At 62.0% G+C, this 25,350-nt stretch carries 28 protein-coding genes and 1 CRISPR repeat array; of the genes, 15 read left to right on the top strand and 13 right to left on the bottom strand.

The features are described from left to right. Positions 1-14: 14 nt before the first annotated feature. The gene (locus tag TX80_RS08955; protein WP_049922760.1) at positions 15-227 is read right to left on the bottom strand and encodes a HalOD1 output domain-containing protein; all 213 of its coding nucleotides are present in this window, start codon (positions 225-227) and stop codon (positions 15-17) included. Positions 228-828: 601 nt separating this feature from the next. Then, the gene (locus tag TX80_RS08960) at positions 829-2,487 is read right to left on the bottom strand and encodes a potassium channel family protein (RefSeq protein WP_049922761.1); all 1,659 of its coding nucleotides are present in this window, start codon (positions 2,485-2,487) and stop codon (positions 829-831) included. Between the two features lie 217 nt (positions 2,488-2,704). Between TX80_RS08960 and TX80_RS08965 the strand changes: the two genes are divergently transcribed. The 4 genes from TX80_RS08965 to TX80_RS08980 all read left to right on the top strand — a co-directional run bounded on the left by TX80_RS08965 (position 2,705) and on the right by TX80_RS08980 (position 5,608). Next, positions 2,705-3,199, top strand: coding sequence for a cation:proton antiporter regulatory subunit (locus TX80_RS08965; protein WP_049922762.1), 495 nt, complete (start codon positions 2,705-2,707; stop codon positions 3,197-3,199). Positions 3,200-3,233: 34 nt separating this feature from the next. Then, positions 3,234-4,565 (top strand): cation:proton antiporter, encoded by a 1,332-nt coding sequence (locus TX80_RS08970; RefSeq protein ID WP_049922763.1) that lies wholly within the window; start codon positions 3,234-3,236, stop codon positions 4,563-4,565. A gap of 356 nt (positions 4,566-4,921) precedes the next feature. Continuing rightward, a complete protein-coding gene (locus TX80_RS08975; RefSeq protein ID WP_049922764.1) occupies positions 4,922-5,173 on the top strand; it encodes an AbrB/MazE/SpoVT family DNA-binding domain-containing protein in 252 nt (83 codons plus the stop codon). Further along, a complete protein-coding gene (locus TX80_RS08980; protein ID WP_049922765.1) occupies positions 5,174-5,608 on the top strand; it encodes a PIN domain-containing protein in 435 nt (144 codons plus the stop codon). A 95-nt stretch (positions 5,609-5,703) separates the two neighbouring features. Here the strand turns inward: TX80_RS08980 and TX80_RS08985 are convergent, their stop codons facing one another. From TX80_RS08985 to TX80_RS09000, 4 genes are all read right to left on the bottom strand, one after another. Continuing rightward, positions 5,704-5,916, bottom strand: coding sequence for a HalOD1 output domain-containing protein (locus TX80_RS08985; RefSeq protein WP_049922766.1), 213 nt, complete (start codon positions 5,914-5,916; stop codon positions 5,704-5,706). Between the two features lie 596 nt (positions 5,917-6,512). Continuing rightward, a CRISPR array of direct repeats spans positions 6,513-6,803; the repeat unit is 30 nt; unit sequence GCTTCAACCCCACAAGGGTTCGTCTGAAAC. A gap of 387 nt (positions 6,804-7,190) precedes the next feature. Next, positions 7,191-7,403, bottom strand: coding sequence for a HalOD1 output domain-containing protein (locus TX80_RS08990; protein WP_049923207.1), 213 nt, complete (start codon positions 7,401-7,403; stop codon positions 7,191-7,193). 760 nt (positions 7,404-8,163) lie between these two features. Beyond that, positions 8,164-9,255: a hypothetical protein gene (locus tag TX80_RS18980; protein WP_154658615.1), complete on the bottom strand. Its 1,092-nt coding sequence runs from the start codon at positions 9,253-9,255 to the stop codon at positions 8,164-8,166. Positions 9,256-9,864: 609 nt separating this feature from the next. Then, a complete protein-coding gene (locus tag TX80_RS09000) occupies positions 9,865-10,185 on the bottom strand; it encodes an antibiotic biosynthesis monooxygenase family protein (RefSeq protein ID WP_049922768.1) in 321 nt (106 codons plus the stop codon). Between the two features lie 233 nt (positions 10,186-10,418). On the opposite strand from TX80_RS09000, the gene TX80_RS09005 reads away from it, so the two are divergent. The 3 genes from TX80_RS09005 to TX80_RS09015 all read left to right on the top strand — a co-directional run bounded on the left by TX80_RS09005 (position 10,419) and on the right by TX80_RS09015 (position 13,258). Further along, on the top strand, positions 10,419-11,603 hold the full coding sequence (locus tag TX80_RS09005; protein ID WP_049922769.1) for a trans-sulfuration enzyme family protein: 1,185 nt from the start codon (positions 10,419-10,421) through the stop codon (positions 11,601-11,603). A gap of 284 nt (positions 11,604-11,887) precedes the next feature. Next, positions 11,888-12,760, top strand: a complete 873-nt coding sequence (locus TX80_RS09010; protein WP_049922770.1) for an aminotransferase class IV — start codon at positions 11,888-11,890, stop codon at positions 12,758-12,760. A 54-nt stretch (positions 12,761-12,814) separates the two neighbouring features. Next, positions 12,815-13,258: a Rieske (2Fe-2S) protein gene (locus TX80_RS09015; RefSeq protein WP_049922771.1), complete on the top strand. Its 444-nt coding sequence runs from the start codon at positions 12,815-12,817 to the stop codon at positions 13,256-13,258. Here the strand turns inward: TX80_RS09015 and TX80_RS09020 are convergent. Both TX80_RS09020 and TX80_RS09025 read right to left on the bottom strand, forming a co-directional pair. Next, positions 13,255-13,617 carry a DUF7344 domain-containing protein gene (locus tag TX80_RS09020; RefSeq protein WP_049922772.1) on the bottom strand — a complete coding sequence of 121 codons (363 nt, stop codon included), beginning with the start codon at positions 13,615-13,617 and terminating at the stop codon, positions 13,255-13,257. The genes TX80_RS09015 and TX80_RS09020 overlap by 4 nt on opposite strands. Positions 13,618-13,822: 205 nt before the next feature. Beyond that, on the bottom strand, positions 13,823-14,113 hold the full coding sequence (locus TX80_RS09025) for a transcriptional regulator (RefSeq protein ID WP_049922773.1): 291 nt from the start codon (positions 14,111-14,113) through the stop codon (positions 13,823-13,825). 138 nt (positions 14,114-14,251) lie between these two features. Here TX80_RS09025 and TX80_RS09030 point away from each other — a divergent pair, with 138 nt between their 5' ends. The 4 genes from TX80_RS09030 to TX80_RS09045 all read left to right on the top strand — a co-directional run bounded on the left by TX80_RS09030 (position 14,252) and on the right by TX80_RS09045 (position 18,013). After that, positions 14,252-15,226, top strand: coding sequence for a sugar phosphate nucleotidyltransferase (locus TX80_RS09030; protein WP_049922774.1), 975 nt, complete (start codon positions 14,252-14,254; stop codon positions 15,224-15,226). A 118-nt stretch (positions 15,227-15,344) separates the two neighbouring features. Further along, positions 15,345-15,959, top strand: a complete 615-nt coding sequence (locus TX80_RS09035; protein WP_049922775.1) for an NfeD family protein — start codon at positions 15,345-15,347, stop codon at positions 15,957-15,959. Positions 15,960-16,077: 118 nt separating this feature from the next. Further along, positions 16,078-17,238, top strand: coding sequence for an SPFH domain-containing protein (locus tag TX80_RS09040; RefSeq protein ID WP_049922776.1), 1,161 nt, complete (start codon positions 16,078-16,080; stop codon positions 17,236-17,238). 157 nt (positions 17,239-17,395) lie between these two features. Beyond that, positions 17,396-18,013 carry a winged helix-turn-helix transcriptional regulator gene (locus TX80_RS09045; protein WP_049922777.1) on the top strand — a complete coding sequence of 206 codons (618 nt, stop codon included), beginning with the start codon at positions 17,396-17,398 and terminating at the stop codon, positions 18,011-18,013. Here the strand turns inward: TX80_RS09045 and TX80_RS09050 are convergent, their stop codons facing one another. From TX80_RS09050 to yjjX, 3 genes are all read right to left on the bottom strand, one after another. Then, a complete protein-coding gene (locus TX80_RS09050) occupies positions 18,014-18,667 on the bottom strand; it encodes an HAD family hydrolase (RefSeq protein ID WP_049922778.1) in 654 nt (217 codons plus the stop codon). Positions 18,668-18,745: 78 nt separating this feature from the next. Continuing rightward, positions 18,746-18,979, bottom strand: coding sequence for a DUF7123 family protein (locus TX80_RS09055; protein WP_195893058.1), 234 nt, complete (start codon positions 18,977-18,979; stop codon positions 18,746-18,748). Positions 18,980-19,257: 278 nt separating this feature from the next. Beyond that, positions 19,258-19,776: an inosine/xanthosine triphosphatase gene (gene yjjX / locus TX80_RS09060; protein ID WP_049922780.1), complete on the bottom strand. Its 519-nt coding sequence runs from the start codon at positions 19,774-19,776 to the stop codon at positions 19,258-19,260. A gap of 238 nt (positions 19,777-20,014) precedes the next feature. Here yjjX and TX80_RS09065 point away from each other — a divergent pair, with 238 nt between their 5' ends. The 4 genes from TX80_RS09065 (at position 20,015) to TX80_RS19385 (ending at position 22,536) form a co-directional block, all read left to right on the top strand. After that, positions 20,015-21,007, top strand: a complete 993-nt coding sequence (locus TX80_RS09065; protein WP_049922781.1) for a transcription initiation factor IIB — start codon at positions 20,015-20,017, stop codon at positions 21,005-21,007. A 47-nt stretch (positions 21,008-21,054) separates the two neighbouring features. Continuing rightward, a complete protein-coding gene (locus TX80_RS09070; RefSeq protein WP_049922782.1) occupies positions 21,055-21,738 on the top strand; it encodes a type I 3-dehydroquinate dehydratase in 684 nt (227 codons plus the stop codon). A gap of 75 nt (positions 21,739-21,813) precedes the next feature. Continuing rightward, positions 21,814-22,224, top strand: coding sequence for a DUF7575 domain-containing protein (locus TX80_RS09075; protein ID WP_049922783.1), 411 nt, complete (start codon positions 21,814-21,816; stop codon positions 22,222-22,224). A 159-nt stretch (positions 22,225-22,383) separates the two neighbouring features. After that, positions 22,384-22,536: a DUF7331 family protein gene (locus tag TX80_RS19385; protein ID WP_195893059.1), complete on the top strand. Its 153-nt coding sequence runs from the start codon at positions 22,384-22,386 to the stop codon at positions 22,534-22,536. 10 nt (positions 22,537-22,546) lie between these two features. Here the strand turns inward: TX80_RS19385 and TX80_RS09080 are convergent, their stop codons facing one another. Continuing rightward, the gene (locus TX80_RS09080; RefSeq protein WP_049922784.1) at positions 22,547-23,779 is read right to left on the bottom strand and encodes an NADH dehydrogenase; all 1,233 of its coding nucleotides are present in this window, start codon (positions 23,777-23,779) and stop codon (positions 22,547-22,549) included. Positions 23,780-23,996: 217 nt separating this feature from the next. Further along, positions 23,997-25,184 (bottom strand): 3-dehydroquinate synthase II, encoded by a 1,188-nt coding sequence (locus TX80_RS09085; protein ID WP_049923208.1) that lies wholly within the window; start codon positions 25,182-25,184, stop codon positions 23,997-23,999. Positions 25,185-25,350: the final 166 nt, after the last annotated feature.

The following is a 25,350-nucleotide window of genomic DNA, read 5'->3' on the forward strand; positions in this document are numbered from 1 at the left end:
CGATCGGTGAGCCGCTACCGATCCGCGTCGATCACCGTCACCTCGTCGGAACCGATCACGACGCGGTAGCCCTCGTACTCGAAGCGAACGCGAACGTCGGCGTTCGACTCGAGGACGGCGGTCAGCGCCTCGGGATCGATGGAATCGTATAGCGGTGGCAACGCCGTCCGATCGCGGTCCTCACGGGCCGCGATTCGTGCGAGTGCCGTGACGAGGGCGGGATGCATCGTAGTCGTCGGGGAGTTCGACAACAGTCAGCGAGAACGTTGCTTCGCAGTCCGGACACGTTGCCGGCTCATCGGTCGTCGTAGTATGAACATCGGTGCCGCAATCGCAGTGGAGTGTAATTCTCGAGACCATGTGTAACTCGGTTTCAGGCCCCGACGCAGCGGAACGCGATCCAGCGAGAGATCCAGCGGCAGCTACGACTGTGTCGGCGGGACGTCGGCAGGTCTTTATTTCGCCAACGCCAATGGTGGATTGCTCCCGCTTTGCGGGGGTGTCGTGCGAGCCGGAGTGTGTGCTTGGTGGCCAGACTCCGGCTCTGCGCACTTTCGTGCGCGTTTGTGTGGTACGCAATCTATCCTAAAGAACGTTAGGATATTGACCGGTTGGTCGGTTTCGATAAAACGCAATGCCCCTACGGGGGCAGGGGTAATTGCGCGCGCAGATCGCGCGCCGCGCTGGGAGAAAGGCAAAATTGCCGAAGTGAGAGATATAGAGTGAAAGTAGTAGACAAGCCGGGGCCGTGCCAACTAAAACTAGCGGAGACAGTTAGGAGGTGGGTAATCGGGATCACTGTCGTGCCTTAGGCGATAGCGGCAAAAATCACGAGGTCGGGACCGTCCGCTCGAACTCCTGAATCGCGTCGTCGCTCCCCGCGACGATCACCTGGTCGTCGGCCTCGATAGCGGTCTGTTCGTCGGTATGGACAGTGCCGCCGCGCGAGACGCCGATCACGGTCCATCCCCGCTCGGGGTTGCGACGAGTGTCCTTCAGCGACTCGCCGGCGAACGGTGCCGCGTCGGCCCGAATTAGGCGAATCTGGTTCGTCGGCGACATGACCTGTTCGCCGTGGACCTCCGCCGCGACCAGCCGAGCGGACACCTGTTGAATGGAGAGAACGTAGTCAGCGCCCGCTCGAAACGCTGATCGCGTCTTCTCGCTATCGGTCACGCGTGCAAGGATCTCGACGTCGCTCGAGAGCGAGCGGGCGATAGCGATGGTCATCAGTGCGGTCGAATCGGTGCCGACGGTGACGACCAGGGCCGATGCGTCGTCGATGCCGGCTTCGCGGAGCGTTTCCGGTTCGGTGACGTCGCCGACGACATCGGGATTCCGTTCCGCCGAGTCGTCGATAGTCGTCACCGAGACGTCCGCCGGGAGCGTGTCGACAGCTGCGGTTCCGCCCTCGCCGAAGCCGGCGACGATGAGCTGTGAGGGGGTCTGGATGCGCCGCGACTGAGCACCCGCGATTTCGTCCGTGATTTCGTCTATCTCGCTCCTCGGTCCGGCGACGACCAGCACGGTATTGGGCGTGAGTTCGTCGCCGGGTGACGGCGGCAGGTGCAAGTCGCCGTCGAACCACCCGGCGACCAGCGTCAGGTTCGGGTGGTTCACGACCGGCGAGTCGCGCACTCTGACGCCGTGGAGCGGGCTATCCCGTCGGACGAGGATCTCGCGGACGTCGACCTCGTCGCCGTCGGCTCGGTCGGGCACCGTGACCGGCGTCGCCGCTTTCTCCGCCAACCGCTGGCCAATCAGCGCGTGCGGGGCGATACTGCGGTCGACGCCGACCTCCGCCAGTGCTGCCTTGCGGCGCGTCGACTCGGTGAAACTGATCACCCGCAGGTCCTCGTTGGCTTCCAGCGCCGTCAGGACGATGCTCGCGGTCTCGTCACCAGCGTCGGTGATGAGCAGCGACGCTCGATCGATCGTCGCACGGTCGAGGTCAGTGCGTTCCTCGGGATCGCCATGGATAGCCTGATAGCCGTCGTCCGAGAGCCGCTTCGCATCCTCCTCGTCGGATTCGATGAGGACGTAGTCGATATCGAGTTCCTCGAGTTCGTCGAGAAGCAACTCGGTATCATGCTGGTACTCCGCGATGACGACGTGGTCGTTCTTGGTCGTGAGGCGGTCGGAGAGGTCCAGCGGCGTCCGCTCGAAGAGCGGGATGACCAAGACGCGTAGCGTGACGAACCCGATGATGACCCCCGTCACCTGGATCGACACCATTAGGATGTTCATCACCGGCGTCGCCCAAGGCGCATCCGCTCCGAATCCGGTCGTCGTCATCGTCTCGACGACCGTCTGGAACGACCGAAAGATAGACTGGGGGCGATTCTCGAGCGTTTGCATTCCCCAGTTGTAGACGACCGTGTAGAAGAGGACAACCAAACCGAGACCGACGACGAATAGCGCTAACAGTCGTTGGCGTTGCGTCAGATCGCGCGGGTGCAGTCCCTCGATGTCCCGAAACTCGCGCATTTGGTGTCCTCCAGTCACCGTCGATAGTATCTCCGATCGATTAAATTGCCGGTTCTATCCGGACGATTCGTCGTCACCGCGTATCGGTCCTCGAGCGCGAGCGGTACGATACCCGGAAATCGTTCTCTGACAGCGTCGAGAGAATCACCGACAGAGACGACCGCGAATCGGTCGACGGGACACGCCATTTATTGTCACGCCCTCGCTTTGATGACGTATGACCGTCTATGAGAGCGACCTCCCCGGCGTCGGGAAGAAGTTCGAGATCGAACTCGATGACGGGGAGCGCCTCGTCATCGTGACCCACAACACGGGGAAACGAGAGGTGTATCTGAAAGCGGACGCGGATGCGGACAGCGAGAAGGTCTTCGAGGTGTCGGATCGGCTGGCCCGAAAGATCGGCACGATTCTGGAAGGGGCGTACTTCCAGCCGGTGCAGGCCGAACAGGTGGAGACGATGCTCTCCGACGATACCTACCTCGAGTGGTACGGCGTCTCCGAAACCGCCGAGGTAGCCGGGAAGACCCTGGCTGAGGCGAACATCCGCGACGAGACGGGCGTCTCCATAGTCGCCATTCAGCGCGGCGAGGAACTGATCTCGCCGCCGACGCCGGAGACCGTCCTCGAGGTCGGTGACACGCTGGTCGTCATCGGCGACCGCGAGGACTGCACCCAGTTCGAGGAACTGCTCGGAGCCGGACTCGACGAGTGATTGCGCCGAATGTTCCTGCCCGAGGTGAGCGCTAGTGGCGACTGAAACGGCCCTCGTCGACGTCGGCATCCTCTTCGCCGCGGTCGCCCTCGTCGGGGTCGTCTCGAATCGGATCGATCAGTCGGTGATCCCGTTTTATATCATCGTCGGCGTCCTGCTGGGATCGAACGTACTGGGTGAGCTCCCCGCCCTCGCCGGCAGCGAGATCGGAATCGGTGCGGTCGCCGTCACCGTTCCCGAGGTGACGATCGGTGGCGTCGATCTCCTAGCCGCAGTCGGCGGCCTCGCACTCGGCGAAACCGACTTCATCGTCGTCGGCGCGGAGATCGGGATCGTCCTCCTCCTGTTCTTTCTCGGCCTCGAGTTCAATCTGAGTCGATTGATCGCGAGCAAAGATCGGATCGGCAAAGCAGGATCCATCGATCTGGTCATCAACTTCGGTATCGGGCTGGTGTTCGGCTATCTCGTCTTCGGTGGCTTCCTCGCGGCCTTCCTGACGGCGGGCATCGTCTACATCTCCTCGAGTGCGATCATCACGAAGTCACTGATCGATCTGGGCTGGATCGCCAACGACGAGTCCGAACCCATGCTCAGCACGCTCGTCTACGAGGACCTGTTCATCGCCGTCTACCTGGCGATCGCGTCCGCACTGCTTCTGGGCGGCGGTGATATCGGGGAAGCTGCGGGACAGATCGGGATCGCGGTCGGGTTCATCCTCGCGTTGCTCGGGCTCGTCACCTTCGGGACCGGCTTCTTTCAGCGCTTTCTCGACGCCGACACGAACGAGTTCATCGTCGTTCGGGCACTCGGCGTCACGATCCTCGTCGCCGGGATCGCGCTCGCACTAGGTGTCAGCGAGGCTGTCGCCGCCTTCTTCGTCGGCATGGCCTTCTCCTCGACCGATCACGTCCACGACCTAGAGCGGCTGCTCGAGCCGCTGCGAGACGCGTTCGCAGCGATCTTCTTCTTCTGGATTGGGCTCGTCACTGATCCTGGGCTGTTCATGCTCTCGATTCTCGGGATGATCGTCGCTGCCGTGATCGTGACGACGCCGACGAAGATCGTGAGCGGCTACCTCGGTGGACGGATATACGGCCTCGATGATCGCCGATCGCTACGGGTCGGACTCGGAATGACCACCCGCGGCGAGTTCTCGCTGATCATCGCGAGCCTTGCCCTCTCCGGGGCCGGAAGCAGCATGGCAGCGGAGACGGCCCAGACCATCTACGCCTTTACCGTCGGCTACGTCCTCGTCATGAGTATTCTCGGGACGTCGCTCATGCAGTATTCGAGCCGGATCGAACCTGTCGCTGTGTCACTGCTCGAGCGGGCCCGCAGCGGAACTTCACGGTCGACTACCAATTGAACGAGTAGTGCCGAACTACTCCCATGTGAATTCATTACACAGATACAGCGCGAAAGCCCACGAGTTTACTCGTGGGATCTCCGGCTACTGCCGCTGTGGATCGTTGGTATCGCCATCGCGGCCGCGATCGAATGGTCTCCCGAACCCGTGGCGAGTCGATCACGGACACGAGTCCGAGTCGCCGGACCGCGTTCTCGAGCGATTTTCCGGCGTTCGTGGACTCGACAGCGAGAATCGTCTCGCTGTCCCTCGATAGGGAGGACTTCGATATCACGAATCGACAACTTCGCGAAGGGCTCAGCAGATAGTGTGCGCTCACACTACGATTTATGAACGGCGGCCTCGTAGTCCCGTCTATGAGTAGTGAGCGCGTCGACTCCGAGAGCAAGGTTTCGGGGAATCAAGCGAACATTCCCGCCCGCATCCGCCGTGAACTCGACATCGACGACGGCGACAAACTCCGCTGGCGCGTCGAGGACGACGGCACGCTCCGCGTCACGGTCGTCCAGCAGCGCAGCGGGACGTTCGGCGGCTTCGACGGCTACGACGGCGATCGGACGACAGCCGTAGAGAGCGACCACGACGCGTGGGGCGTCGACGTCGAATAGATGCCGCGTGCACTCGTCGATACGACCGTTCTCTTCGCGGCGGCGTACCGCCGTGACAGCGCCCACGAGGATGCCCTCCCGATCCTCAGGGGAATCGACACCGGTGCCCTCCCGGAAGCGGTGATCCTCGATCACGTCCTCGCAGAGACGCTCAACGGGCTCACGACCCACGCGGGCCACGACGCCGCCGTCGACTTTTTCGATCGGATCGAAGAGAATACGCGATTCCACATCGACTCACTGACGGCGGACGAGTTTGCCGCGGCGAAAGCACTCTTTCGGCAGTACGAGCGCTTCTCGTTCGTCGATGCCTGTATCGTTGCCTACATGCAGGGCGAGGGGATCGGGTACTGCTACGCCTTCGACGACGATTTCGACGCTTCCGAGGACATCTCCCGTCTCGACGTCGCAACGAACCCGTATCGACCGGAGTGACCGAGACGCGATCCTCTCGGAATCTTCCGACAGCCCGAGGGACAACGGCTCGAGAAAAGGGGAGTGGTCGTCAACCGATCCGAATCGACGACCGGTCACCGATCCGCGTCGATCACCGTCACCTCGTCGGGACCGATCACGACGCGGTAGCCCTCGTACTCGAACCGGACGGTAACGTCCGCGTTCGACTCGAGGACGGCGGTCAGCGCCCCGGGATCGATGGAATCGTACAGCGGTGGCAACGTCGTTCGGTCGCAGTCCTCACGGACCGCGATTCGTGTGAGTGCCGTGGTGAGTGCTGAATGCATCGTAGTCGTCGGGGAGTTCGACAACAGTCAGCGCGAACGCTGCCTCACAATCGGGACACGTTGCCGGCTCGTCGGTCGTCGTCATATCGACGTCGGTACCACAGTCGCAGTGGAGTGTAATTCTCGAGACCATATGTTACTCGGTTTGCAGGCCCCGACGCAGCGAAAGGCAATCCAGCGAGCGACCCAGCGGCAGCTACGACTGTATCGGCGGGACGTCGGCAGGTCTTTATTTCGCCAACGCCAATGGTGGATTGCTCCCGCTTCGCGGGGGCGGATGTGTGAGCCGGAGTGTGTGGTTGGTGCTGTACACTCCGGCTCTGCGCACTTTCGTGCGCGTTTCTGCGTTACGCAAGCAACCCTAAAGAACGTTAGGATATTGACCGGTTGGTCGGTTTCGATAAAACGCGATGTCCCTACGGGGGTATCGACGACGCGCCGGCTGGCGTGATTTGCTCCGTGTATTTCTGGTCATTCCGACGGGCATCACGGATCGCTTTTCGGTTATCGTCTGTCATCGCTCGGGCTTTCACTCGTTTCATGCGTTCACTGTACTGATAAAACTCTGCCCCAAGCTCGAGGGAGAGTCGCTCCCGACTTCAACCTTCCAAGGGTTCGTCTGAAACCAGCGCGTCCACCACGTCGAACGGCGACCCGGTGCTTCAACCCCACAAGGGTTCGTCTGAAACCCGATGGAGACCTCGAGATCGATCTCGCTCCCGGAGCTTCAACCCCACAAGGGTTCGTCTGAAACTGCTTTGAGTGGCTTCGGGATGCTGGTCATCCCGTGGCTTCAACCCCACAAGGGTTCGTCTGAAACCGGTTTCGAAAGAGCGTATCGACACTGAGCGAAAGCCGCTTCAACCCCACAAGGGTTCGTCTGAAACCATGCGGAAACTCCGCCTGTGAGCACCCATGCAGGGTACTCTCATAAATTGGTTTCCGTCGACCGGGAGTAGCCCTCAGAACCCGGGGGGTCGATGGAAATCGGAGTCATCGTAATCGGTTCCGACTCCCGTTTCGTCTCTCTCAAACGTCGGATGGAGCTTCGTCGACGGAGTGGGACACGTCGGTTCCTCCGCTGTCTCCCTCGCTACCCGTCTCTATTGCCTCTTGCGCGCTCTCGCCGGCCTCGAAGACGTCTCCCCGACGTCACAACGAACCCGTTTCAACCGGAGTCATCGGGACGCGTTCCTCTCGGAATCTTCCGACAGCCCAGCAACAACGGCTCGAGAAAAAGGGGAAATCGTCCGTCGATTCGAATCGACGACCGGTCACCGATCCGCGTCGGTCACCGTCACTTCGTCGGGACCGATCACGACGCGGTAGTCCTCGTACTCGAACCGGACGGTAACGTCCGCGTTCGACTCGAGCAGTGCGGCCAACGCCTCGGGATCGATGGAATCGTACAGCGGTGGCAACGTCGTTCGGTCGCAACCCTCATGGGCCGCGATTCGTGCGAGTGCCGTGACGAGGGTGGGATGCATCGTACTCATCGAGGAGTTCGACTACTGTCAGCGCAAACGTTGCGTCGCAGTCCGGACAGGTGGCCGGCTCATCGGTCGTCGTAGTATGAACATCGGTACCACAGTCGCAGTGGAGTGTAATTCTCGAGACCATATGTTACTCGGTTTGTAGGCCCCGACGCAGCGGAACGCACTCCAGCGAGTGACCCAGCGACAGCTACGACTGTGTCGGCGAGACGTCGGCAGGTCTTTATTTCGCCAACGCCAATGATGGATTGCTCCCGCTTCGCGGGGGCGTATCGTTGAGCCGGAGTGTGGGGTTGGTGCTGTACACTCCGGCTCTGCGCACTTTCGTGCGCGTTTCTGCGTTACGCAAGCAACCCTAAAGAACGTTAGGATATTGACCGGTTGATCCGGTCGGTGTCGCTCCGGCGACGGGATCAGGACTCTATGTCCAAGGAAAAATCCCTCCGATTGAAATAAGCGCCAATACAGACAAAATAAGAGAAAGAGCGTACTGGTGATCGTCCATCCAATCCCGAACACTGGATGACGATAACCAAGATATACAGAGGAGTGAGATAGCGAATAAGCCAATAGCAGTTACAAAGTTATTTATAACAATCATCAAGGCACCGACTACGAGCGAGCCGATTCCAGTGATGATAACGCCAATCAGTTGGGATTTTGTTGGATCGTGCCCACTAGACATAATTATATGTTTACTAATTATGTATGTATTAAAAACGCCGATTGGGATGTCTATTGGTGTATACAGTGCTTATTCACACGGAACAGCAATATACCAATATTCTGTGTCTCCCCGAGTATTCGTCTCTTCAAATACATACGCATATCTGAAAGTACAACTAGTGTCCTCCTTAAATGCATTTACTAATTCAGTTACTGTACAAGAAGCGACGGTTGCAACTACACCGCCGCCAACTATAGCAAGTGTACCGGCTCCAGCACCGACGCCAGTTAGGGTGATGCCGATACCACCACCAATAGTTAACGCGCCACCATAGGCACACGCTCGTTGCAGATCTACCGTAAAGCTGTACTCTGCATCGATATTATTCATTTCATCTTTGAGATCTTCTGGTGGTTTTCTTTCAGGTGTTGGATCTAAGTCAACGTTCTCAATTATTGGTTCCGATTGTTCATATGCCTCCTCAGCCCAATCAGAGGCTTCATCCGTTAGGTAATCTGCAGTTTCTGTGAACGTGTCTGCCGTATTACTTATGATCTCTTTACCAGAATCAATAACTGACTCAGCTGCTTCTCGGATATCACTCCAACCGGGAATGTTTATCTGTGGCTGAGGGGAGTCTGAAGGATAATCACTAGATCCAGGGAACCGCGCAATATATCCTTTTTCTTCTTCCCTAAGTATTTCATCACTAGTATAAAGTGTTCCAAGTGGGCGATCTTCATTTGAGGCTCTTACCCAAAGTTCAAGTTCCGAAGCATCACCGCTGACTGAATAGCCAGAAATATCTACTGAAAGCGAGTCATCCTGTTTGTTATCGGTTGGTATGTGAGCAACAAGACCACTGTCATCGAACCTCTCGTGTTTTTCATCTACTTCATAGACGACACCTTCTTCAAACTGAGGAATGAAATCACCCTCAACAATCATTTTTTCAACAGAACCGTACTGTTTAGACTTGGTGATCTCATTAATAAAGTGTTCCTTTCTCTCATTAGAGACTTCATGGATGTGGTTTTCTTGAGAGTTTTCCTTATCATCAGCAGCAGCAATCCCTGTAACAGCAACTGAACCTAGACCGAAACTAGCGATTGACCGAAGAACATCTCTTTTGGTTGCATTTCCGTTCGCCACTTCTTTACGACCATATCCATCGGACATAGCATATGGATGTTATAACACTGCATATTAAACCCTATTATTAAGGGAATCTACTAAGTACACATAGTTCATAATTTTAATTTTTAACTAATCGTGTATATGGGTCTCCTCAAATTGTATTAGAATATATAAGGCCCGAATTATCCTACCGCTGTTCGATTCTTTCCTCAGTCACCAACATCCCTCAAGGAGTCTTATATCTCGAAAAGCGATCCTCCAGTCACAGAATCATTCGAAACGAGTCGTCAAAGCAGTCCTGAGCAGCACTACCGACGGTCCCGCGCAACGACTCCGCCCCCTCGAGAAACGCGCGGTCGCGATTCGCCTGCGAACCCGTCGTCCACCTCGCATGTCGTCCCCGAACACCTGCTGCACGCAATTTATCCTAAAGAACGGGCGGATACTGATCGGTTTGTCGGTTGTCGGACGGACGAACCGCGATGTCTTCGGGCAGGGGACTCGCGTGGCGCATGCTCTGCGCGCCACGCGAGCGCGAAGACATCCGACCGGAACGGTAGAGCAACGTTTCCCCACCGGTAGGGTGACCGGAGTCTCGATACCCCCTCGAGTCCACGTCGAATTCCACCGATCGACCAAGGTCTTGCTGTACTACCGGGGTGGGTCTGCATCGTCACCGAAGCCACTCCCGTACGTTTCGAGCACTTCTGTAACGGTGACTTCGTACGCGTCGTACCACTCGGTCCACCGCTGTTTCGCCCGTTTGTGGTCCGGATCCGCTCCAAACGAATCGAGCGCGTCCAGCGACTCCCAGTAGTAGACGACGAGAACCTCGCCACTCTCGGGGTCGTTCCACGTGCGTTTGCCGAGATACCCGTCCGTCGCTTCGGCAGCCGCTTGTATCGCGTCGTTCAACTCGTGGAACTCCGCATCGTACTCCCCCGGATCGAGGCGGAACGTAACGAGATACATCGATACCTGTTCGAGCGTCCTCGTAGATAAGAATTTTTTCTATGGACGTACGGTCTCGCTACAGGATACTACCTGACCCAGAGTCCGTCTTCCGTTTTTGCTTCTGGCTCGTCTCACCGGAACCTGCAAATCTATGTATCGCTACGTAATATTCTCGTTATGGTTTCGTTATGACCGACTGAACTGTAATAGAAGCGCTGACACCACGCGAGCGGATCCTTATTAATTAATATATGACACGAAACGATGACCCTTCCCACGAGAACCGATTCGCGACGATCGCTGTTGGGGCAACTGAGAACGCGATGCACCCCCACAAAGGCGGAACAAACGACGTCATCCCCCCGATCCACCTCTCGAGCACCTTCGAGTGGGCCAGCGGGGACGACGCCAATGAACACGACTACTCGCGCGAGAGCAACCCGACGCGGGCGGCCCTCGAGGAGCAGTTAGCCCGCCTCGAAGGCGGCGAGCACGGACTGGCGTTCGCCTCGGGAATGGCCGCCATCTCGACGACGATGCTGTCGCTGGTCCCGCCGGGAGGGCACCTCGTCTCGTCGGACTCTCTCTACAGCGGGACCGAAAAGCTGCTCACGGAACTCGTCGCCGGGCACTTCGGCGTCGACGTCGAGTTCGTCGACGCCCGCGAGCCCGAAAACGTCGCCGCGGCAGTCGATTCGGAAACCGACTTGATCTGGGCAGAGACACCGACGAACCCGTTGCTACGCCTGTGTGATATCCGCTCGATAGCCGACATCGCCGACGACCACGACGTCCCGTTCGGGGTCGACAGCACGTTCGCGAGCCCGTACTTCCAGGCTCCGCTCGAGTTGGGTGCCGACATCGTCGTCCACAGTACCACCAAGTATCTCAACGGACACTCCGACTCGATCGGCGGTGCCGTCATCACCGATGACGATGCGGTCTTCGAGAAGCTGGCGTTTTCCCAGCGGATCGGGCTCGGGAACATGCTCTCGCCGTTCGACTGCTACCTCGTCGGACGAGGCATCAAAACGCTGCCGGCACGGATGGAACACCATCAGGAGAACGCAATGGCGGTTGCTCGCCTTCTCGAGGGCCACGAGCGGGTCGCCCGTGTCCACTATCCGGGTCTCGAAAGCCACCCGCAACACGACCTCGCGGCCGAACAGATGTCGGGGTACAGCGGGATGCTTTCCTTCGAGTTCGACGGCACGCTCACCGAAATCGAAGCATTCGTTGCGGGCCTCGAGATGTTTACCCCCGGGGCCAGCCTTGGCGGCGTCGAGAGCCTCGTCGAGGTGCCGTCGCTGATGATCCCCGACGAGGTCAGCCACGGATCGGCCACCGCGGCCGTTCCCGATAACTTGGTCCGGATGTCGGTCGGCATCGAACACGTCGACGACCTCTGCGAGGACGTTCGGACGGCGCTGCCGTAGGCGCGAACGGGACAGGGGAATTGCGCAGCGCACGCGCCGCGCGAGCGCGAAGACGGACCGATACGGGACGGTAGAACAGCGTTCTTCCACGGTAGGGTAACCGGAAAATCCGTCTCCGACGTCCCCGCTGGGAGTCATGTGCCATTCCCGAGTACGCATGCGAGCACGCTTCGGCCGTGGTCATCGCCTCGAGAGCGCGGTGCGGCGGAGTCACGACCGTCGGACGGTGGGTTCATAGTCCTCCGGGCGCGACGAAGGGACGAACGCGACGGCGATCGCACGCTATGACCGACGACCGCATCTACCACGTCGACGGCGAACTCGTGCCCGCGAGCGAGGCGACCGTCAGCGTCGACGACCGCGGGTTCCGGTACGGCGACGGGGCGTTCGAGACGATGCGGGCCTACGGCGGGACGGTCTTCGAGTGGCAGCGCCACGTCCGACGCCTCGAGCGGACCTGCGAGGCGCTGTCGCTCGAGCACGGACTCACGGCCGCCGATCTCCGGAGCCGGATCGACGAGACGCTCGCGGCCAACGATCTCGAAGACGCCTCCGTCCGGCTCTCGATCACCCGCGGGGTTCAGCCGGGGAAACTCACCCCGCAACCGGCGGTCGATCCGACGGTCGTCGTCTACGTCAGCCCGCTCCCGCGGGGTGGACTCGAGGGGAAGCCGGTCTGGGACGAGCCGGCGACCGTCGAGACGGTCGAGACGCGCCGCGTGCCCGACGAGGCGGTGCCGGCCGGCGCGAAGACGCACAACTACCTCGCCGGGATCCTCGCCCGGACGGAACTGTCGGAGGTCGCCGACGAGGCGCTCCTGTGTGATCTGGATGGACACCTCGCCGAGGGGGCCACCAGCAACCTCTTTTTCGTCCGCGACGGCGAGGTTCACACGCCGTCGACCGACGGCCCCGTGCTGCCGGGGATTACCCGCGAAATCGTCCTCGAGTTGGCGCGCGAGGTCGATCTGCCGGTCCACGAGGGCCGGTACGAACCGGACGACGTGCGTCGGGCAGAGGAGGCGTTTCTCACGAATCGGACGTGGGAACCGCGGCCCATCGAAACGCTCGACGGCGACCCGATCGGCGGCGGTTCCGTCACGGACCGCCTCTCGAGACTGTACGACGAGCGCGTCGAGCGGACGTGTTACGAGTAGGTGACCGTCGGCGTTTCGTAACGTTCACGATAGCCGATCGAAAACCGGGGGGTGATGGACAGCGACTCACGGATCGCGTCGCTTACGGACGTGCCGACCGAGTCGACGTTTCTCTTTCGTGTCGCCACCGAGTCGGGTGAGAGACGGGAGGCGATTCTCGTCCGCGACGGCCGGTCGGCGTCGAGCACGGACGAAGGCGATATCGACGTTCACTGCTGGTTGAATTACTGCCAACACTTCACACACATCAAGCTGGACAAGGGAACCGGGGCGGCGATGCGAAACGGCGAACTCGTCTGTGAGAACCACGGCGCGTACTTCGAACCCGACTCCGGCGTGTGCACGTTCGGCCCCTGTGAGGGGGCAAGGCTGCCCGGACTCGAGGTGACCGTTCGGGACGGCGGCGTCTACCTGACCGACGACGAATACGAGTTCGTCGGTCCCGGACCGATCGACGACGGCGACGACCTCACGTCGACGTCGAACGTCGAGTTCTAGCGAGTCACGACGGGGGTGACCAGATCTCGCTCCTGATCGTACTCGACGAGACCCGCCTCGACCAGCCGTGGTAAGTGGTCGTGATACAGCGAGATATAGACGTTCGCAACGCGCTCGGCCGAGAGCTCCGTTACCGTCCGGCCGGTTTCGCGGACGGCCACCTCTTCGGCCGCGTCCGGAAGCGTGAGTTCCTCGTCGTACCTGTTCATCACCTCGAGAAACAGCCGTCGGCGCGTGCTCGCGAGGAGTTCGAACGCGTCGTCGATCGCTTCGGGCGGTTCGTCGCGGCCGTCGAGCCACTCCAGCACCGCCAGTACGAACTCGGCGCAGTCGAACTCGGAATGGGACGTGGAAGTCATGGTATCCTCCGTTCCCCTCGAAACGGCCGGATCCTACGACGACCGGGCTGAGAGACGAAAATCGTCGGTCGCCGGTGAATACGAGCGGCGGATTCCTGTTCGCTCGAGGGTTCGTATCGGGTTCTCGACCCGCCACTAAATATTAGTGTCGAATCCGTTTCAGATATCCTTCCACGCGGGAGTGTCAGTATCGTGTGACAGTCCGCTATTCGACGGTGAAGGTCGGTTCGGTGAGCGATTCGCTCTTGCAGGACGGACACCGCGAGGGGAGGTTCAGCAGGTCATCGAAGTCGTCGAAGCCACACTCCCGACACGTCGGCGGGGCGACGAGCAGCTGTTCGCCGTTTCGCTCGACCGATCGAGAGACGTGTTCGACGTGGCCGACCACGGCGTGTGGCGTCAGGTCGAGCTGGGTTGCGAGTTCGCTCGGCGTCGCCGGTTCCGCACGCAGCGCGTCGGCGAGTCGTTGCCGCGTCGTTTCGTCGGCTTCTCGCATACGTCGATAGAGGGGCGTCGTTCTTTTACCGTTTTGCCATCGGGGGAAGACGTCCCTTCGGGCCCGCGGTCGACCCGGGCCGGCGGCGAAACCCGCGGAAGGGCAAGTGACTTACACCCCGCCGATGAACACGGGTGCATGAAGGCCGTCGTCCTTGCAGGCGGGTATGCAACCCGAATGTGGCCGATTACCAAACATCGGCCCAAGATGTTCCTCCCGATCGGCGATTCGACCGTCATCGATCGCATCTTCTCGGAACTCGAGGCAGACGATCGGATCGACGAGGTTTACGTCAGCACGAACGAGCGGTTCGCCGCCGACTTCGAGGCCCACCTCGCCGACAGCGAGTTCGAGAAACCCCGGCTCTCGGTCGAAGAAACGACCGAGGAAGACGACAAGTTCGGCGTCGTCGGTGCGCTCGCACAGCTGATCGACCGCGAGAACGTCGACGACGATCTCCTGATCATCGCCGGGGACAACCTGATCAGCTTCGACGTTGCGGACTTCCTCGATTACTTCCAGGACCGAGACGCCCCCACGCTCGCCGCCTACGATGTCGGCTCCCGCGAAAAGGCCAAATCCTACGGACTCGTCGACCTCGAGGACGACCGCGTCGTCGACTTTCAGGAAAAGCCCGACGATCCCAAGAGCACGCTGGTCTCGATCGCCTGCTATGCGTTCCCCCGGGAATCGCTGTCTCTGCTGCCGACGTATCTCGAGGAGGGGAACAATCCGGACGAACCCGGCTGGTTCGTCCAGTGGCTGCAAAACCGCGAGTCGACCTACGCCTACACGTTCGAGGGTGCGTGGTTCGACATCGGCACGCCGGAGAGCTATCTCGACGCCGTCGCCTGGCACCTCGGGGGAGACTCGATCGTCGCCGACTCGGCGACGCTCGAAAACGCCTCGATCGGCGACAACGTCCACGTGATGGGCGAGGTAACCCTCGAGAACACACGTCTCGATCACGCCGTGATCTTCCCGGAGGCGACGGTCCGGGACGCCGACATCCGACGCTCGATCATCGACGAGGGGACCCATCTCGAGGAACTCGACCTCGCGGGCGCGCTTATCGGTGCCCACACGACGATCACGAACGGCTCGCCGGAGTAATCCACGCCGCCGACCTCCAGACACGACACTCGCGGTGAATCGCTTCGGGGTCAAGCCCCGGGGCATTCGCCTCGACCGCCTGTAAACATTTAATCAAGGGGAGTCCTTAGCTGGTCACATGCTCGACGTCCTCCTGGGGAACATGCCGCTTTTGCTCCTTTCCGTGGGGCTCGTACTGATGGCGCTCGAGGCCATCTCGCCCGGCGCGCACTTCATCGTTATCGGTGTCGCGCTGGTCGGGGCGGGGTTGATCGGTGCGATCGTCCCGCTCTCACTCAGCCCGCTCGTTCTGGCCGCGCTCACGCTCGTTATCGGACTCGCGGCCGCCTACGTCTACCACGAATTCGACTTCTACGGCGGAAAAGGCACCGCACGGACGACGGATTCGGACTCGCTGTCCGGCGCGACGGGGTACGCTACGGAGACGATCACGACCCGCGACGGCGAGGTCAAACTCGAGGAGGGCGGTTTCTCCCCGTACTTCAGCGCGCGAACGACCGGCGGCACGATCGAAGCGGGCGAAGAGATCATCGTCCTCGATCCGGGCGGTGGCAACGTGGTCACGGTCGCCTCCCTCGATGCCATCGGCGAGGACGAGATCGATCGTGCCCTCGCGGCGGAGGAAGCCGACTCGGGAGCGGCGTCCGATCCCGACCCTGACGTCGAGACCCCCGTTTCCGAATCCGATACTGATGACTCGGTGACTGGTAAGGAGACGGAAAAGTCCGACTGAGACGGCCCGAATCGGCAGCGTCCCGTTCCCGACGCGACCGGTACACGGATCGGTGACTGATCACAAATGTCGGCTTGACAAGGGAACGTTTTTCCCTCCACTCCCACAAGACCGAAATATGGTCGGAGAACTGTTTCCCATGCAAGCTACCGGTGGTGCGTTGTTGTTCATCGGTGCGCTCGTCTTCGTCGTCGTCATCGCCGCGTTACTCAGCGCGATCGAGATCGTCGACGCCTACGAGAAACGAGCGCTGACCGTCTTCGGCGAGTACCGCAAACTGCTCGAGCCGGGGATCAACTTCGTCCCGCCGTTCGTCTCGAACACCTATCGGTTCGACATGCGAACGCAGACGCTCGACGTCCCCCGACAGGAAGCGATCACGCGGGACAACTCGCCAGTCACTGCCGACGCCGTCGTCTACATCAAAGTGATGGACGCCAAGAAGGCGTTCCTGCAGGTCGACGACTACAAGAAGGCGGTCTCGAACCTCGCACAGACGACGCTGCGTGCCGTGCTGGGTGATATGGAACTCGACGATACGCTGAACAAACGACAGGAGATCAACGCCCGCATCCGCCAGGAACTCGACGAACCCACCGACGAGTGGGGGATCCGCGTCGAGAGCGTCGAGGTCCGCGAGGTCAACCCCTCGAAGGACGTCCAGCGCGCGATGGAGCAACAGACCTCCGCGGAGCGGAAACGCCGCGCGATGATCCTCGAGGCACAGGGTGAACGCCGCAGTGCCGTCGAGAAGGCCGAAGGTGACAAACAGAGCGAGATCATCCGCGCACAGGGTGAAAAGCAGAGCCAGATCCTGGAAGCACAGGGTGACGCGATTTCGACGGTCCTGCGCGCTCGCTCGGCCGAATCGATGGGCGAACGCGCCGTCATCGACAAGGGCATGGAGACGCTCGAACAGATCGGCCAGAGCGAGTCGACGACGTTCGTCATGCCGCAGGAACTGACCTCGATGGTCGGCCGCTACGGCAAACACCTCTCCGGCAGCGATGTCAAGGAGGACGGCCACGAACTCGAGAGCCTCGAGTTCGACGAGGAGACCCGCGAGCTGATCGGTCTGGACGACATCGCCGAGATCATCGGTGAGATCGACGAGGAGGCGGAGATGGACGTCGAAGCGATGGAACAGGAGGCCCAGGCGATCAAGGAGGGCGAGGATCCCGCGGAGATCTCCGATCCCGAGGACGTTATCGAGGAGATGGATCAGGATTTCCAGGGACAGACCGACGGCGGTACCGACAGCCAGTCGACCGACGACTGATCGGCAATCGCCGGCCGACACGGTCACGGAAGCGAGCGAACCATCCGGTGTCGGTACTCCGCTCCAACCCGTCCCGATTCGGGACGGTCTCGAGCGCGAGAGCAAAGCGGAGCGAAACCTGTTTTACGGTTCGTCCCGTCGGTAGTGGTAGATAGACATGACATCGCCCGACAGGGTCGACGACGACAAACGATCGACCCTGCGCCGCTTTGCCGCTCTGGGTGCCGCCGCTCCGTTTGCCGGCTTTTCCGATTCAGCGTCGGCTGATACCGGTGAAAGCGACGCTCGCGATGCCATTGCTGGGTATCTCTCGACGACGCCCGGCGCACACTTCTCGAAAATCCGGGACGATCTCCAGCTCGGGACCGGTGAAACCCAACACCATCTCCGCCGACTCGAGGACCTCGACGTAATCGAACGTTACCGCGACGGCGATTACAAACGGTTCGTCCTCGCCGGCCGGTTCGACGAGTTCGAAAAGCAGGCGCTTGGCTACCTTCGCCGGGAGACCCCCCGCGGAATGCTCGTCGAACTCCTGTTGAATCCCGACGCGACCGCCGGCGACCTCGCGAAAGCGCTCGACGTCTCTCCGCCGACGGTCAGCAAGTACGCCGGGGAACTCGAGGAGGCGGGACTGCTCTCGCGGAACGACGGCTACGCGGTCGAACGGCCCGAGACCGTCCTGTTGCTCGTCGTCCGTCACGCCGACTCATTCGGCGAACGGGCGACGCGGCTCGCCCGGAACGCGAATCATCTCCTCGAGTACGACGGCTGATTACGGCTCGACGAGATCGTGCAGTTCGATCAGCGATCCGAGTTCGTAGGTCGTCCCTTCGGGACGGTCGAGCAAGCGGTTGTGCGATCGGCGGACGAACGCGGTCTCGAGTCCGGCCGCTCGCCCGGCGACGACGTCTTTCGGTGAATCGCCGACGTGGAGCCCGTCGTCGACGCCGAGTTTCGAGAGGGCGTCGTCGATGTAGTAGGAATCGGGCTTTCGTCGCCTGAACCCCTCGAACGTGGGGTCGCGGCCGCGAACGACGTCGAACTCGATGGGAAGGGAGTCGGCGACGAACTCGGCCGTTCGATGGCGGTTATTGCTCACGAGGCCGACTGTCGTCCGATCGGCGAGGGCGGCGATCGCATCGATATCGTCGTACACTCCACGCTCGCCTGAGCGGATCCGTTCGTGCGTGTGCTCGGAGGCGGCCGCCTCCTTCAGCGCCCAGAACCGGTCGGGATCGAGTTCGAGTTCCCGGCAGCGCTCGCGGACCGAGTCGATCCCGTGGCGTCGGAGGTCGCGTCGCTGTGCTGGGGTTGGATCGGCTTCCAGTTTCGCGAGCGCCTCGTCTGCGGCAGCGGCGTACACTTGCGGATCGGTCCGGGGGCCCTCGAGAATGATCCCGTCCATATCGAAAAGAACCGTCGTCATTCGTCGGTCCGGTCGTCCCGGCGGGTAATAGAAACTGCGACGTCGTCGGCGGGCGGAAACCGACTCGTCGCGGAACGCCTAGACGTTTACCTTCCAGGTGGTGCTCGAGGAGTAGCCCCACTTTTCGATTTCGACGTCGTAATCGCCTTCCTGGAGGGCAGTAATGTTCGAGCCGACCTCTTTCGCCGTCATACCCAGCTCCTGACCGATGAGACGGGACTTGAAGTAGGTCTTCGTTGCGGCGTTTTCACGGAGATACTGAAGGATCTGCCGTTGTTTACTCGTGAGGTCGGGGGCCATTGCAGTGCTCATACTCGTTGGGACGGCAGGAACGCCCTTAGGGGGTTTGGTACGTGCGGTTAACCCGCCGCCTTCCTGCGGTTTTCACACCGAGTAATCGGTTAATAATCGAGTGGAAAGGTGGTCTTGGTACGGCCGGTTAATACGTCTCCGTTGACGACTCTCTGGGGGCCGTGAGCGTTTCGGACCGCCAACGTGACGGTATCCGCCAGCCGTCTCCCCCACCCCGAAGTAACGAACCCTTTCGCCACGCTGGAGGCGGGACTCGGGAAGCGATGGGAAGCCACCCGCTACGACCGGTAGTGTGTCGTTCGGAAGGGGCCGAACGCACACGCGACGGCTTCGCCGAGCGCCCGCTTTCGGTCCGTTAAGCCGTCGGTAAGGACGCCGGCGGCCCCCTCGCTTTCGGCGATGCCGTTGGTCCCGAGCAGGTCGTCCATCACCGGGCCGAGTTCCGCCCCGTCCTCGAGCCGCCGCGCGACGGAGTCGGGGAGGCGAAGCGTCGGGCCGCTTCCGCGCTCCGTCCGGTTTCCGTCGGTGACGGCCGCCCACATGATCAGCGAGAGCCCGGGGACGCCCTCGAAACGAGCGACACCGCCCTCGAGTCCGACGCCGTAGTCGGCGTCGGTGGCGTCGAGCGCGCGGCGTGCGCGGGTTTCGGCTCCGTCGGCGGTTTCGGCGACCGACCACGGCTGTTCCGGAACGCCGGAGTCGACCGCCGCGGCGGTCACGGTCGGGTCGAACCGCTCGAGCGTTCGTTCGACCGCTTCGATCTTGACGGGGTTCGTGCTTCCGACTGCGACGTGCATACCCGAACAGTGGGCTGACCGCCATTTGGGTGCGCTGGTTCGTCGGTTCTCCCCGGCGCGGAGAACTCAGCTTCAATGTTTGGATTTTTCATACCAGTTCCGACGAATTACCCGCTTTCGGGGACCCTCGAACGGGGATTCCGAAACTCTTAAAGCCTGGGTCTTGAAACGGAGTAGGTAACGAATCCGTCCGGGCTTTTGCGATCCGTTGTCCGGGCAGCACTCGCCATCCCATCGTATGACCAACGCACCATCGAACACGAGAGTACGACGTAACGAACGCGAACAGAGCGCGGAGACGAGCGAGAACGAAACCGAACGCGAACAGGACGATCTGGCCTGCCCCGAGTGTGCGGGGAACCTCGTCGTCGACGACGAGCACGGTGAAACCGTCTGTGAGGACTGTGGACTGGTCGTCGAAGAGGACTCGGTCGACCGCGGTCCCGAGTGGCGGGCCTTCGACGCCACCGAGAAAAACGAGAAGTCCCGCGTGGGCGCGCCCACGACGAACACGATGCACGACAAGGGGCTCTCGACGAACATCGACTGGCGGAACAAAGACGCCTACGGGAACTCGCTCGGATCGCGCCAGCGCGAGAAGATGCAGCGACTGCGCAAGTGGAACGAGCGCTTTCGAACCCGTGACTCCAAGGAGCGCAACCTGAAACAGGCGCTTGGCGAGATCGACCGGATGGCCTCCGCGCTCGGCCTGCCGACGAACGTCCGCGAGACGGCCTCGGTCATCTACCGCCGTGCGCTCGACGAAGACCTCCTTCCCGGCCGCTCCATCGAGGGTGTCTCGACTGCCTGTGTCTACGCCGCCGCCCGTCAGGCCGGCGTCCCCCGCAGCCTCGACGAGATCGCCGACGTCTCCCGCGTCGAGAAAAACGAAATCGCCCGCACCTACCGCTACGTGGTTCGGGAACTCGGCCTCGAGGTCCAGCCGGCCGACCCCGAAAGCTACGTTCCCCGGTTCGCGTCGGGACTCGACCTCTCCGACGAGGCCGAACACCGCGCCCGCGGACTCCTCCAGAACGCCAAGGAGAAGGGCGTCCACTCGGGCAAGTCGCCGGTCGGCCTCGCGGCCGCTGCCGTCTACGCCGCAGCCCTGTTGACCAACGAAAAGACGACGCAGGCGGCCGTCTCGGACGTCGCCGACATCTCCGAAGTGACCATCCGGAACCGCTATCACGAACTGCTCGAGGCAGAGGAGAGCCTCGGGCTGGCGTAACTCGCCGGAACGATACCGTTTTTCGACCGTCGCGTACAGTATCAGTCATGGCTCTTGCGTTCGATTCGTTCGTCCTCGCAGCGTCGACCGCCGATCTCGCGGACGGCGACGATCCGACGGTACGCGAACACGCCGATGCGGTCGAGTTCCGAATGGATCTCGCCGCGGACCCGCTGGACGCGCTCGCGGACTACGACGGCACGGTACCGATCCTCGCGACCAACCGCGCCGAGTGGGAAGGCGGCGAGGCAAGCGACGAGCGACGGCTCGAGACGCTCGCCGAGGCCGCCCGATTCGACGCCGTCGGGGCGATCGACGTGGAACTCGAGGCGATCCTCGACGGGGACGCCGACGACCTCCTCGAGACGGCCCGTGCTCGCGACGTCGCAGTGGTCGCGTCGGCCCACGACTTCGACGGAACGCCGCCGCGACCGCAACTCGTGCGAACGCTGACCGAAGCGGGCAAGTACGCCGACGTGGCGAAGCTCGCGGTCACCGCCCAGTCGCGAGCGGATACGCTGGCGTTGCTCTCGGCGACCGAGCAGTTGACGGCCCACGGCGACGCCGTCGCGACGATGGCGATGGGGGAGATCGGACGCCACACGCGGGCGGTCGCGCCGGTGTACGGGTCGAGGATCGGCTACGCGCCCGTGGACCCGGCGGACGCGACTGCCCCCGGACAGTACGACCTCGAGACGCTGTCGAAGCTGGTGTCCCGGCTTCGGGATTGAGACGGCCCCCGGTATCCAGTCAGGGAAAAGAGAAATCGGAATGTTAAGGGCACGCCTCACCTAGGCTCACGTACGATGACATGGCTCCGTGCGCTTGTCGCCGCTGGTCTCTCGTTGCTCATGCCCGGTGCGGGGCATGCCTTCAACCGGGACTGGCTCCGTGCCGCCCTGTTCGCCGGCCTGTTCATCACGGCGGCTGCGATCTTTCTTCCGACCGAACAGATCGCAGCGACCGAATCGATGGCCGAGAGCATGGACGTCGTCGCCGCGGAGACCGACACGAGAGCGCAGTTCCTGTTTTCCTTTATCGCGCTGTTTGCGGCCCTCGATGCGACGTTTCGGGCACTGGAGTTCCCGCCGACGTCGGCCGGATCGAGCGAGGGCCCGACCTGTCCCGAGTGCGGGAAAGAACTCGACGAAGACCTCGAGTTCTGTCACTGGTGTACTGCTCGACTCGAGCCCGAAGACGGTCCGGCGCGCCCGTGAACGGACGATCACGGCGACGGCGGATCGGGTCGTGGCTCGTGTGACCGGTCGCCGCGGGATATACCCACGCTAGTACGATCCCGTCGGAGCCCTTTTGCCGGCTCGCCGGATACGAACGCCAGCGTCGGCTACCGCGGATGACCGACGGGAGTGAGTCGAATGCGAACGAACGGAACGACCAGTGTTGAGACGGCCGCTATCGAGTTCGATCAGTACGTCCGCTACGCGGACGGCGACGGGACGATCATCTGTGACCGCACGAACCCGACAGCGTGGATCCGGTCGACGGAGCTGTGGCCGTGCCGTCGGTAACCGGTTCGGGTTACCGACATCGGTGACAGACGAACTCGGTCGGATCGACGGCTTGTAACTGCGACTCCGGGAGGTAGCGGCCGCACTCGGCACACCACGTCCAGTAGACGTGATACGCGTCGAGTTCGCCGCCAGCACTCGTGTCGGCGCGTTCGATCGTGATCGAGCGCTCGTCGACGCCGGTGACCGTTCCGTCGATCGGGGCGTGCTGGGCGATGCTGATTCCGTCCGCCGGGCGGGCGATCATCTCGCCGGCTTCGATCCCGTCACCGGACTGGACGATCGGTTCGCTCGGCGTGACCACTCCCTCGAAGTCGGGATTCGTGATCAGCGGCACTTCGACCCGGTCCGGCTCGAGCGTCGCCGTCGGCTCGGTTTCGTGGGCCGACTGTTTCCACGCCGCCGGCGCGAGGACGTTGACCCGCCCGCCGCTCCCGAGGCGGTTCTCCTCGACGACCGACTCCTCCATTACGAGCAGACAGTTCGTCCGCTTGCGGACGCCGAACGCGGCCGGCGACTGGTCGATCTCGAAACACCAGCCCGGCCCGCCGTCGAGCAGTACCTCGTTGGAATCGATCCCGTCGGTCCGGCCGGCCGCCTCGAGCAGGGCCGTCGCCGGGGTGCCGATCGGGACCTCGAGAAACCGGTGGGTCGGGACGCGGCCGTCGACGTGGACGAACTTCCGGGTCGTCGGCTCGCCGTCGGCGAGCGCGCGGTAGACGTTCAGAAGCGTCTCGGTGTTCTGGACGATCCAGCCGTGGTCCATCGGTAACTCGTCGCCTTGCATGACGGCGTCCGCGACCAGTCGCATCAGCACGCTTTCCATCCCGTACTCGTATCTGTCGTCGGTGTAGGCGACGACGATCCCCGTCTCACGCTCGTCGACCGGTAGATCAGCCGGTTCGTAGATCGTGGCGTTGGTTTCGTTCTCGAGCGGCCCCAGCCACTCCTCGCGATCGGTCGCCTTCGCGGCGATGACGATGCGATCGAAGGCGTGATCGAGCAACCCGTCGAACAGCGCCGTCAACTCCGCGGTTCGCTCCCGGCCCAGCCACTTGTCCATGTAGTAGTTGGGTTCGCTCTCCTGGTGGTTGACCAGCAACGAGTCGACCTCCTCGAGCCGTTCCCACTTGGCGTAGCTCGGGAACCCGGCTCCACCGGCCCCTGCGACGCCTGCGTTTCGGAGTGTCACCGCGTACTCGGGCAGTTCGAACGCTCGGAGTCGGTCTCGAGTGACGCTCATCTCTCGGCTTGCCTCACGAGAGCAACCTGCATAGGTTTTGGTTACAATTGGGCTAAAATACGGGATACTCTACTCGTTAACGGGGTTTTCACTGTAAAGACGCCGTATCTTCACCGCTGTTGGGAGTCGGATGGGCGGTTCCGTCGAACATCACCCACGGTAGTGTGGTATGATAGCAATAACCAGCGTTAGTGCGGCGGGGAATCGACCGATCGGTCTACTTCTCGATAATACTCTCCTCGACGGCCTCGCCGAAGTGGCGTGCCGTGTCCTCGTAGTACAGCAGGAGTTCGTCGCCGGCCTCGAGATCCGTTACCGCGGTACGTCCCTCCGCGGTGGCGACCTTGATCGTCTCGGCGTTTTGGAGCAGCGTCTCGACGCGGTCGCCGTCGTCGGTCTCGAGCGCGACCCGGAACATCGGCCGCTTTTCGATCTTGACGCGGCCGACGATCGCTTCGCGGGTGTGCCCGTCGGTGTCGACGATCTGGACCTCGTCGCCGCTTTGCAGTTCCGAGAGGTACTTCGTGCCGCCGTCGGGCGTGCGGACGTAGGCGTGGACGGCCCCCGCGTTGACCCGGAAGGGGCGGGAAGCCACGTAGGGCGATTCGGCGGTTTCGGCGTGGACGAACACGAGGCCGCGAGCCATCGATCCGACGAGCATTCCCTCGTCGTGTTCGAGCAGGTTGCCCGTATCGACACAGACCCGGTCGGCGCTGCCGACCCGCTCGACGTCGAGCACCTCGGCGTACTCGAGTTCCAGCGACTCGCGTTCGGCCTCGTCGCGAACCTCGACGGTCTCGCGGATCTCGTCGGGGTCGTCGGAGTCGAGGAGCACGGAGTCGGCCCCGATCTCGAGCGTTTCGAAGGCCGTTTTGGCTTCCTCGGCGCTGGTCACGCCCGCAACGAGGTCCGTCTCCTCGCCGATGCGGGCGATCAGGTTCTCCAGCGGGATGATCGTCCAGTCCTCGCCGACGACGATGGTGTAATCGGCCTCCTTGGCGGCGGTTTCGGCGAACCGTTCGTACTCCGTCCCGAGGATGCGAACGTAGGCCCCTCGCTCGAGGTCGCCGTCGCGGCGAAGCGTCGAGAGATCCGCGGAGCCGGAGAAGTCCTCGGGCATTTCGATCGTCGCGTCGCCCTCGCCGTCCTTGCCGACGACGACGGCGTCGGGGCGGGCGTTCGCGGTGGTTGCCTCGTCGTCTTCGGCGTCGTCGACCAGCGTTACATCCCCGCCGGTCCGAAACGCGGCGACGTTGATGTCGCCGAGCTCGCGGACGCGCTCGACGTCGTCCTCATCGACCAGTACCCAATCTGCGCCCGCCTCGAGCGCGGCGGTAATCCGCGCCCGGCGGTCGTCCCAGTCGCCGACGGCGTCGTCGGCTTTGACCCAGACGGATCGTGTCATGACTCGACCCTCGAAGGGAACCGGCTTGAACGTGGCGGATCGCACAGCCGATGCGGCGGTCCTCTCGATGCCGTGACATCGAACCGCTCCCCGGTGGGGAGCCACTGCTGACGGGGTCAGATCGATCACGATAGACACGATAGTAGCAATAGTAACGATAGTACAA

The organism is Halopiger djelfimassiliensis (assembly GCF_000455365.1).
Classification (GTDB): Archaea; Halobacteriota; Halobacteria; order Halobacteriales; family Natrialbaceae; genus Halopiger_B; species Halopiger_B djelfimassiliensis.